The organism is Amycolatopsis circi, from assembly GCF_003385235.1.
GTDB lineage: Bacteria > Actinomycetota > Actinomycetes > Mycobacteriales > Pseudonocardiaceae > Amycolatopsis > Amycolatopsis circi.
The window spans coordinates 1-2400 of record NZ_PQIA01000291.1 but is presented as its reverse complement, the minus strand read 5'-3'; the positions used below and the strand labels follow the sequence as shown (position 1 = coordinate 2400).

Genomic DNA, 2400 nt, shown 5'->3' with positions numbered 1-2400 from the left:
TGATCGACTATCTGCGCACCGAATCCCTGCTCGGCGGCTACGAAGCGGCCGAACAGGCCAAGGACCGTCTCGACGGCGTCCACGCCTCGGTCGCGAGACTGCTCAACGCCACTCCGGACGACATCGCGCTCAGCGACAACGCGACCCGCTCGTGGCAAGCGATCTTCTACGCCCTGCCGTTCGGACCGGGCGACCGGATCCTCACCGCGAGCGCCGAATACGCCAGCAACGCCATCGCCTACCTCCAGATCGCACGCCGCACCGGAGCGACCGTCGAGGTCGTGAACAACGACGAAACCGGCCAGCTCGACGTCGAGGACCTGCGCCGCCGCGTCGACTCCGACGTCAAGCTCATCGCGGTGACCCACGTGCCGACGCAGGGCGGTTTGGTGAACCCCGCCGAGGAAATCGGCGCCGTCGCCCGCGAGGCAGGCATCCCGTTCCTGCTGGACGCCTGCCAGTCGGCCGGCCAGCTGGACCTGGACGTCGAACGAATCGGCTGCGACGCCCTGACCTCCACCGGCCGCAAATACCTGCGCGGCCCGCGCGGCACCGGCTTCCTGTACGTGCACCCGCGACTGCGCGACCGCCTCGAACCGGCGATGCTCGACCTCCACTCGGCCAAGTGGACCTCGCCCACCGAATACGTGGTCGACCCGACCGCGAAGCGATTCGAAATTTGGGAACGCGATTTCGCCGCCGTACTCGGCCTCGGCGCGGCCGTGGACTACGCGCTGGAATGGGGCCTGCCCGCGATCGAAGACCGGGTCACCGCTCTGGCCGCGACCCTGCGAGCCCGCCTGGCCGACCTGGACCGAGTCACCGTGCACGACACCGGCGCGCGCAAGTGCGGTCTCGTGACCTTCAACGTCGACGGCCTGCCCTCCGACGAGGTCAAGGACCGCCTGAACGCGGCGAAGATCAACACGAGCGTCGCGCGCCCGTCGTCGGCGCAGTACGACTTCACCGCCCGCCGCCTGCCGGACCTGGTGCGCGCGTCGGTGCACTACTACAACACCGAGGAGGAAATCGATCGGCTCGTTTCCGAAGTGGCGACGCTGGACAGTTGACCGGCCGGGCAGGCGAACTCGGTGCCGTGCCGCGCCACAACTCGCTGAGGTCCACCCGCATCTGACGTGCAGTTCTTGCCCGTGCCGACTGTTTCGGTCGAAGTCGTCACTGGTCGAACCGGTCAATCGAGGGCTGGAGCACAGCGGGAACGCATCGGAGATCACTCGATCGGCGCAGTATCCACGCCGCGGCGCCCCGCCTCCTGAACGTGTATCCCGCACCAGGGTGCGCTGAAGCCGGGCCTGTCGAGGGGGCAGGCCCGGCTGAACGCGAAGGTCTTCCGGGCCGGGGCTGGGGGACTCCGGCCCGGAAGACCGGCGCTCAGGCCGCCAGCGGCGGCGGCTCCAGGCTGGTCCACTCGCGATAATGGTTCCGCGCCTCGCGAACGGCGTAGGCGGCGGCCAGTACGGCGATGATCCAACCGGTGGCGCCGACCGGCAGAACGTAATTGCCGTCCGGCGCCGTCATGTAGCCGAAGACGAAGTTGCCCGCCAGATAGCACAAACCCATCCACGGCTGGACGCCTCGCGTCATGATGCTCATGCACGTGACCGACGCGAGCAGGCAGCCGGACACTCCGAGGACAGCGCTGAGGACCTCCTGACCGGCCTGATGGGCGGCTAAGCCGAGGAGCACGAGGACGATCGCCGTGAGGGAAGCCGGACGCAGCAGCGCCCGCAGCGCGGACCGGCGCGTCGACCAGTTCGCGAACCACAGCACCAGCAACGCGAAACTCACCACCCCCGGGCCGGCGAGCACCGCGAAGCCGCTGTCGAGCCATTCGTCCGAGGTCGGGCGATCGTCGCCGGAGAACAGCCGCGGGACAGCGGCTCCGAGGAAAAGCAGCGCGTCCACGGCGGTGCCGACCAGCCACATCCGGATCGTCTTCACCAGCCCGGGCGGCTCGGGCGGGACCACGATCGCGATCCCCGCCCGCCGCAGCGGCTCCAGTTCGTACCGCTCCCGGAACCGCCACGAGTAGTACCCGCCGGCGGCGAGCACCAGGAGACCGACGAACAACAGCAGAACGGGCTGGGCGGAATCCACCGCCCACCGCAGATCCGCTCGGCCGTCGGGAGTGTCGCCGTTGGCCGACACCAGCACGGCACCGGACGCCCAGCCGAACACGGTCCCGCCGAGTGCCCAGGCGGCGAGCGTGCACGGAAACGACGGCGACAGCCCGGCCCGGCCCTGTCGGATCGAGCGCTCGACGTAGTGCCGGGACAGCGTCCGCCGGGCGGCTCGGAGCGCCAGCACCGCGACGATCGCGATCGGCACCGTGACATACACAGGTGTCCACGAGACGGCTCCGTCGCGAAAGAAGCTCCG

At 69.5% G+C, this 2400-nt stretch carries 2 protein-coding genes; one reads left to right on the top strand and one right to left on the bottom strand.

What is annotated here, in order from left to right; genetic code table 11:
- Window positions 1–2 precede the first annotated feature (2 nt).
- Entirely contained in the window at window positions 3–1070 is a 1068-nt protein-coding gene (locus D0D37_RS46320) for an aminotransferase class V-fold PLP-dependent enzyme (RefSeq protein ID WP_244223925.1), read from the top strand.
- A gap of 322 nt (window positions 1071–1392) precedes the next feature.
- On the opposite strand, the gene D0D37_RS46315 is transcribed toward D0D37_RS46320, so the two are convergent.
- On the bottom strand, window positions 1393–2400 hold a 1008-nt coding region (locus D0D37_RS46315; RefSeq protein WP_208720582.1), incomplete at its 5' end, for a hypothetical protein.